The organism is Sphingomonas sp. Leaf10, from assembly GCF_001421245.1.
In the GTDB taxonomy this organism is placed as follows: Bacteria; Pseudomonadota; Alphaproteobacteria; order Sphingomonadales; family Sphingomonadaceae; genus Sphingomonas.
Genome location: NZ_LMKE01000030.1, coordinates 64317 through 72137, shown reverse-complemented (window position 1 = coordinate 72137; position 7821 = coordinate 64317). Strand labels below are relative to the sequence as shown.

3 protein-coding genes are annotated in these 7821 nt (G+C 62.9%); 1 reads left to right on the top strand and 2 read right to left on the bottom strand.

What is annotated here, in order from left to right:
* Positions 1-90: 90 nt before the first annotated feature.
* Entirely contained in the window at positions 91-3051 is a 2961-nt protein-coding gene (locus ASE59_RS15250; RefSeq protein ID WP_056458123.1) for a TonB-dependent receptor, read from the bottom strand.
* 172 nt (positions 3052-3223) lie between these two features.
* On the bottom strand, positions 3224-6271 hold the full coding sequence (locus ASE59_RS15245) for a TonB-dependent receptor plug domain-containing protein (RefSeq protein ID WP_056458120.1): 3048 nt from the start codon (positions 6269-6271) through the stop codon (positions 3224-3226).
* A 390-nt stretch (positions 6272-6661) separates the two neighbouring features.
* Here ASE59_RS15245 and ASE59_RS15240 point away from each other — a divergent pair, with 390 nt between their 5' ends.
* The gene (locus ASE59_RS15240; protein WP_082458498.1) at positions 6662-7777 is read left to right on the top strand and encodes a glycoside hydrolase family 43 protein; all 1116 of its coding nucleotides are present in this window, start codon (positions 6662-6664) and stop codon (positions 7775-7777) included.
* The last annotated feature ends 44 nt before the right edge of the window (positions 7778-7821 follow it).

The following is a 7821-nucleotide window of genomic DNA, read 5'->3' as shown; positions in this document are numbered from 1 at the left end:
CCCTGTCTCAACCCTCGGGAACAGACAAGAATCCAAAATGCTGCCGGTGTAAACAGTCCCCTTTTTCAGGGAGGGGAGCAGGATCATCCGTCAGAACCGGACGTTGACGCCGGCTGTGACCGTCCGGCCGATGCGCGTTTCGAACAGCGTGTCCTGCCGAACACTGTCGGTGTAGAGGACGTTGCGTTCGTCGGTCAGGTTGGTCGCCTCGACGATCAGCTTGATATTGTCAGTGATGCCATAGGATGCCGAAGCATCGACGTAGAGCGTCGGCTTGTTGCCCTGAAGATCGCTGCCGGGCGAGGCCGGAATGCCGCGGATGAAGCGGTCGCGGTAGTTGGCGGTCGAGCGGATGCTGAACCTGTCATCCTCGTAATACAGCGTTCCCGACGCGGTGTTCTTCGACAGGCCGACCAGATCGTTGGTGGTAGTGACGGTCGGCACCCCGCCGACGCTGGCGAGGATATATTCGATCTCCGACGTCACGCGCGTATAGTTGCCGAGCACACCGAAATTGCTTAAGAAACCGGGCAGGAAGTCGAGACGGAACTGCGCATTGACCTCGAAGCCCTTGAGCGGGCCGCCGGGGGTGTTGAACGGCTGTGACACGGTGAACAATTCGGTCGGCGACGTCTGGCTGTTTTCCAGCAGCGCGTTCGGCAGGCCCAGTTCGTTGAACGGGATCTGGCTGTTCACATTCTGGATATAGCTTTTGATATCCTTGTAGAAATAGGCGACCGAGAGCAGCGAACCGGGCTTGAAATACCATTCGATCGCGGCGTCGAAGGTGTTGGCGCGGATCGGTTCGAGGAACGGGTTGTTGACGTTGCCGACGCGGGTCACCGGGTTCACGCCGCTGGTCGGCGTCAAAATGCCGAGTTCGGGGCGGGTCATGACCTTTGCCCCCGACAGGCGGACCAGCAGGTCGCGGACCGGTTCGACGACGATATTGGCCGAAGGCAGCCAGTCCTGATAACCGCGCCGCGCCTGCGCATATTGACCGACCAGGTTGGTGGGCGAAGTCTGTCCGGCAGGCGGGGCGACGGCGATATAGCCCGAGGTGAACAGGTCGGTCTTGACATAGCGCACGCCGACATCACCGCGCAGGCCCAGCCCGACCATGTCGGTCAGGTCGAAATTGCCCATCAGATAGGCGCCCTTGACCTCTTCCTTCACCCGGCTGCGCCCGGCGCCGCATTCGACGCCGCAATAGCGGACCTGGTCGTAGCCGAAGGTCGACGCCCATTTGTCGGCATCGATCGCCGCCCATGCGTTGGGCGCGCCCGATCCGAACAGGTCGCCGACCCCCTCGATCTGGCGGGTGATGCTGGCGAGGCTGGTGCCGGCGGGCAGCGCACGGACGACGGTGTCGGCGTTGAACGGGCGCAGGAAGGACGAGACGAAATCGCTCTCGCGATACTGGCCGCCGGCCTTGACCGTGAAGCCTTCGGCCACGGTCCAGCCCAGATTGACCTCACCGGTCATGTTGTCGGTGGTGTTCTTGGACGGCTTGCCCTGGAAGCTGAAGCCGCCGAGCACGGTGCCGTCGGACAGGCCGGGGGTATAGTTGAAGTTCGCCGGGTTGGCGACGTCAAAGCCGAAGCCGATCGTCGGCGTGCTGCCCTTGCCGCGGAAATCGATCGAGAAATTGTCGCTGTCGATCACGTCCATGAACGTCTGCAACCGCTTGCGTCCGTCCCATACCGACTGGTTGCGCCCGACCAGCATGGTCAGTTCGAGCGCGTCGTTGAAGCGGTGCTTCAGGTTGAAATTGGCTTGCTTGAAGGTCGAGACGAAGTGGTCGACCAACCCTTCGGAACGGACGTCGACGCCGTCGAACAGGCCATAGACCAGCGAACCGTTCTCGTTGAACTCGACGTCGCGCACCGACACCATTGGTTGCCCGTTATTGCCGATCGCCCGGCCGAACGAGATGCCGGCAATGTAATTGTCGCGACGGGTGACGTCGAAGCGCGAATAGAGCAGGTCGACCGAGATGTCGGTATTGTCGTCCGGCTTGAACTGGACGGTGAAGGTACCGCCAATCCGTTCCTGATCCTGTTCGGAATTGAGGTAGCGGGGCAGGCGCGGGAAGAACGCACCGCTGCCCGGGGTGTTGGGCAGGTCGGCGCGGCGCAGGCCGGAGATGGTGTTATAGGCAGCGACCGAGCCGGTACGCGGGTTGTTCGTCGAACAGTCGGTCGCGGTCGCGCCCTTGGTCCCGACGGCTGGATAGATCGGCGTCACGCCGATGGGCGAGCAGAACAGGCCATTGGTGTTCGCCGACAGGATATCGACCGCCGAATAGCCGACCTCGCGCAGATGCCGCTTCTGATAGGCGACCGAGGCGAGCACGCCGAAGGTGCCGTCGGCGAACTTCTTCGACACCAGCATCGATGCGCGTGGGTCGACCCGCTTCGACAATTCGTTCCAGATGCCGCGTGCCGTCGCGGTCAGCACGAAATCCTCGCGTGAGTCGAGGGGCTTGGGGGCGGACAGGTCGACCGTCGCGCCGAGCGACCCTTCCTCGACATCGGCCGATGGGGTCTTGCGCACCGACAGCGCGGAGAAGATTTCGGTCGGGAAGACGTTGAAGTCGAAGCTGCGGCCATTGTTGCCCGCGCCATAGATGTCGGACGATCCGGTCTGGGCGGTACCCTCCATGCCGTTGATGCGGACGCGGGTGAAGCCGGCGCCGAGGCCGCGGACCGAGATGTTGCGCCCCTCGCCGCCATCGCCGCGCGCCAGCGCGACGCCTGGCACGCGCTGCATCGATTCGGCGAGGTTCGCGTCGGGGAACTTGCCGATATCCTCAGCGACGATGCTGTCGACCGCCGCCGTCTCGCGCCGCTTCTGCCCGAGCGCGCTGTTGAGGGAGGCGCGGAAGCCGGTGACGATGATCTCGCCTTCGTCAACTTGTTCAGGGGTGGCGGTGTCGCCGCCGGTGTCGGCGGGCACGTCCTGTGCCATCGCCGGCGATGCCGCGCCCAGCGCGAATGCCAAGGCGGCAACCGATGCCCCACGATATGAAGCAACACGAAATACGGCCATATGTCCCTCTCCCTGTACCGGACCACCCATCTACGCAGGTTGTTCCACTATGTGATACTATACGTCACATATTAAACGGGTTTGAGAAGGCTGTCATTCGTAATTTGTGAAACCGGTCTGGTACCACCGGCAAACGAGAAAGGCCCCGATCGCTCGGGGCCTTTCCGGGTCATCAGAACTTGATGTTGGCGTTGGCAAAGAATTGCCGGCCGACATAGTCGTAGCCCGAATAGAGCGGGGCGTTGCCGATAGTCGTAAACTGGAACGACGTAATACGCGGCGGTTTCGTATCGAGCAGATTGCGGACGCCAAAGGTGAATTGATACTGTTTCTGCACGTTGAACTGCAGTGACAGTGAGTGCAGGAAGTAGCTGGGAGCCTCGAAATAATAATTGTCGCGATATTCCCGGACCACATCGGGGTCGATCTCGCCGGTCAGATTGTCGAACCCGAAATAGTCATAGGTCCGGTTGCGATCGCCACCGGTCCAGTCGAGACCGTAGCGGATCGTGACCGGATCGATGCTGAACGTCGCGTCGAAATTGCCGACCCAGTCCGGCGCGGTCAGGATGCCGTTGGAATCGGTCAGGAATTCCTCCGGGAACAGGCGCGTCGACTGTTCGGTATATTTCGTGACGTTGGCGTTCAGGATGAACTTTCCGCCGAGCAGTTCGCGGGCGTAGCGGCCGTTGAATTCGAAGCCCTTGACGATGTTTTCCGACAGGTTGACGAAGCTGCTGGTGACGGTCAGCGCCTGGTTGGTGTCGCGCTGGACGAACCGGCAGAATCCTTCGGTCGGGTTGAAGTTGGCGTTGCCGTAGCAGCGCTGCAGGATCGTCGTGCCGCTAAGGTCCGATACGCCATTGTCGACCTTCACGTCGAAATAGTCGAGCGACAGTGAAAGCTGCCCGATCGATTCGGGCAGGCGCGGGCTGAGCACCGCACCGAGCGTCCAGTTGGTCGAGGTCTCGGCGCTCAGTCCCGCCTCGGCACCGCCGACGCGGAACGAGGTGATGCCGTTGCGCTGTTCGAAGTCCGCCGGCAGGCCGATCGAGGCGCAGTTGCGTGCGATGATTTGCTGGTTCGGCGACTGTTCGCCCGCAACCGGCAGCGCGCTGCACGGATCGCTGGTGGTGGGCAGGAAGCCGCTGGTCGCGCCGAGGAACTGTTCGGCCAGCGCCGGCGCGCGGTATGACGTGCCATAGCTGCCACGGATGCCGAAGCCACGGATCGGTTCCCATTCGCCTGCGACCTTGTAGGTCACGTCCGAACCATAGGAGGCATAGTCGGTATAGCGCGCCGATCCGGTGAAGTTCAGGCGGTAGAAGAAGGGCTGATCCTCGAGCAGCGGCACGAAGATTTCGCCGAAGCCTTCCTTCACATTGTCCTTGCCGACCGTCGGCGTCGCGGCGGTCAGGCCATAGAGGTTGCCGTTGACCGAATTCAGGTCGGGCTGGTCGTTCAGGCTCTGCCGGCGATGCTCGACCCCCAGCGCGACCTGCACTTCGCCGGCGGGCAGATGGACCAGCGGACCGTCGATATTGAACGCGTAGGTCGTCTCGCGGAAGCGGGTCTTCCCGATCGTGTTCTGGACGATGTAGTTGCGGAAGTCGGTCGACAGCTGGCCGCCGACCACCGCCGCGGTCAGGAACGGCGCGGCGACGCAATTGGCGTTCGAGGCAATGCTGGCGCAGCTGAAGGTGCCGTTGCCGTTGGCGGTGACGTTCAGCGAATTGGCGAGACGATCGATCAGGAACGATTCGGCTTCGTAGGTACCGTCGTTGAACGACTTGCCGATATAGGCGTCATAGCGCCAGTCGGGGAAGAAGAAGTCGCCGCGCACCCCGCCCGAGGCGCGGACATAATCCACCGTCTGTGCTGATGAAGTCATGCCATAGCCGATGAACGCGCGCGCCGCGATGTTGCGGCCGCTGGACGTATTGGTCGGATTGGCGAACAGGCCGCCGCGGATATCTTCGGGAAGCAGCGGGCTGCCCTGCAGATAGTCTAGCGACAACTGGCGATAGAGGTCGGTCGACGATTTGCGCCGCGTCGCCAGCAATTCGCCATACACTTCGGCGTTGCCGAGGAAGTCGAGCTTGTAGGTGGCCGAGAGATAGCCGGTGTAGATTTCGGTGTCGTTGATGAGCGGCTCTTCTTCCTGCCGCGGATCGAAGGTGTCGCGGTCGTAGGTGCCGACGCCGAGATAGCCGGGGAAGGGGCCGGTGGTCTGGCCGGGCGCGGGCACGAAGCGGTTGAAGCGGCCGACGGTGCCGCTGGTTCGCCCGATCGCGTTGCGGGTCGGCAGGCCCAGCGTGTTGATCGTGACCCCGCCATTATCGAGCGTGAAGCAGGCGCGGGGATCGTCGGGCGAGAAATTGTCGCCCGAACCGAAGGCCGATCCTTCGCCGTTCAGGAACCCGCCGATCGGGCAGCCGAAGAAGGGCACGTCGTTGCGCGACAGCAGGTCGCGCTTGCGATATTCGGCCGAACCGATGACGCTCAGGCGATCATTGTTGAAGCCGAAGCTGGCGCTGGCGCGGCGATCGATGCCGGCGCCGACCTCGGGCACGTTCATCTGGAAATTGAGCTGGAGGCCGGTCAGCTTCTGGTCGGTGATGATGTTCACCACGCCCGCGACCGCATCCGAACCATAGACCGACGACGCGCCGGCCTTCAGCACCTCGATCCGTTCGACGATCGCGTTGGGCAGGACGTTCAGGTCGGCGGCGAGCAGCGAGCCGCGCGTGCCGCCCGGCGCCAGGCGGCGGCCGTTGAGCAGGATCAGCGTGCGGTTGGGGCCGAGGCCGCGCAGGCCGAGCGTGTTCGCGCCGCCGCCGCCATCGGTGACGAAGCCGCCATAGGCGCTGTTGATCTGCGACGCGCCCTGCGCCACCGCGTTGCTTTGCAGCGCATCGCCGACGCTGGCGAACCCGGCCTGGGTGATCTCACCGCGACCGATGACGGTGATCGGTTCGGCGACCGAGAATTCGTCGCGGCGGATGCGCGAGCCGGTGACGACGATGTCGGCGCCGGTCGTTGCCGTGGCGCTATCGGCATTCGGCGACTGCGGGTTTTCGGCATCGCTCGGCACCTGGGTCGGGTCCGGCACCGGGCTGGTCTGCGTATCGGTGGCGATGGTCTGGGCGGCGGCAGGCAAAGCAATAGCGATGGCCAGCGGCGTCAACGCCGTGGCCACATACAGATGTGACAGTTTCACGATGTTTCCCCGTTTTATAGCCCGTCGGGCGTATCGGTATAAGAATATTCGTACGCGGCAGCGGCAAGGGGGAAATGTAGGCGCGACCTACTAAATTGTTGAATGTGCCATAAATATCACGGGTGTAAGGAGGCTGACCCGTTCGTCTTGAGTAGCCATTGGCCCTATTGGAATGGTGTATCGGAGGACCGCCTGGAGCGAGTGCTTCGATACGGGTTTTCGACAAGCCCAGCCCCTACGCAGCACGAACGGCTCCGCCCGTCGGCATCACCTCCGGACGTCCCGACGCCCAGCCTCTTGCGGGCGGCGTGCCGCGAATGGTAGCGCTATCGCAGCAGCGGCATAAGCCGCGCCGGACCAAGATGAGAGGATGGGCTGTTGCGTCTTTCGATGAAATTTCCGGCGGCTGCGGCCGCGCTGGCGCTCCTTGCGGGGTGTTCCGCCGACAATGCCGTGCAGAACGATGCCGCCGCCAACGCCGCCGCACCGGGTAATGCGAGCGACGAGGCGCGCAGTCCGGAGGGCAAGCGCTATCTGGCGCAGCCGCTGGTCAAGGATCTGTATTTCGCCGATCCGTCCGCGCATGTCTTCAACGGCAAGATCTATGTCTATCCCAGCCATGACGTCGATGCCGGTATTCCCGACGACGATCTGGGCAGCCAATATGCGATGCACGACTATCAGGTGCTGAGCATGGACCGGCCGGGTGGCCCGGTGACGGTGCACCCGGTGGCGCTCGACTTGAAGCAAATTCCGTGGGCGTCGGAAAAGGCGTGGGCGCCGGATGCCGCGTACAAGAACGGCACCTATTATCTGTATTTCCCGGCCAAGGACAGACAGGGCGTGTTCCGCATCGGCGTCGCCACCTCATCCTCGCCGGTCGGACCGTTCAAGGCGGAACCGAAGCCGATCGAGGGCGCCTATTCGATGGACCCGGCGGTGTTCACCGACGACGACGGGCAGAGCTATCTCTATGTCGGCGGCATCTGGGGCGGGCAGTTGCAGCGTTGGGCGACCGGCAAATATGATGCCAATGCCGGCGATACCGACCTGAAGCAGGACGACAAGCCCGCGCTGTCGGGCAAGGTCGCGCGCCTCGGCCCCGACATGAAGCAGCTGGCCGAGCCGTTGCGCGATGCGACGATCCTGGATGAAAACGGCAAGCCGGTGCTGGGCGGCGACCATGACCGGCGCTTCTTCGAAGGGTCATGGGTCTTCAAGCGTGGCGGCAAATATTATTACATGTATTCGACCGGCGACACGCACTACCTCGCCTATGCGATCGGCAATACGCCCTATGGTCCGTTCAAATATACCGGCCGCGTCCTCGAACCGGTACAGGGGTGGACCAGCCATGGATCGGTGTTCGAATTCGGCGGTAAATGGTATCTTGCGTATCACGATACGCAACTGACCAACAAAAACCATCTGCGATCGGCCAAGATCACCGAACTGACCTTCCGCCCCGACGGCACGATCGAGACGCTCAACCCGTTCAAGGATTGAGGTCGGCCGGGCGGATCGCGTGTTCTCCCACGCGGTCCGTCCGG

What these genes read in the sequence shown, in the direction of transcription:
- ASE59_RS15250 (WP_056458123.1), bottom strand. Translation starts at nt 3,051, where the DNA reads ATGGCCGTATTTCGTGTTGCTTCATATCGTGGGGCATCGGTTGCCGCC.
- ASE59_RS15240 (WP_082458498.1), top strand. Translation starts at nt 6,662, where the DNA reads ATGAAATTTCCGGCGGCTGCGGCCGCGCTGGCGCTCCTTGCGGGGTGT.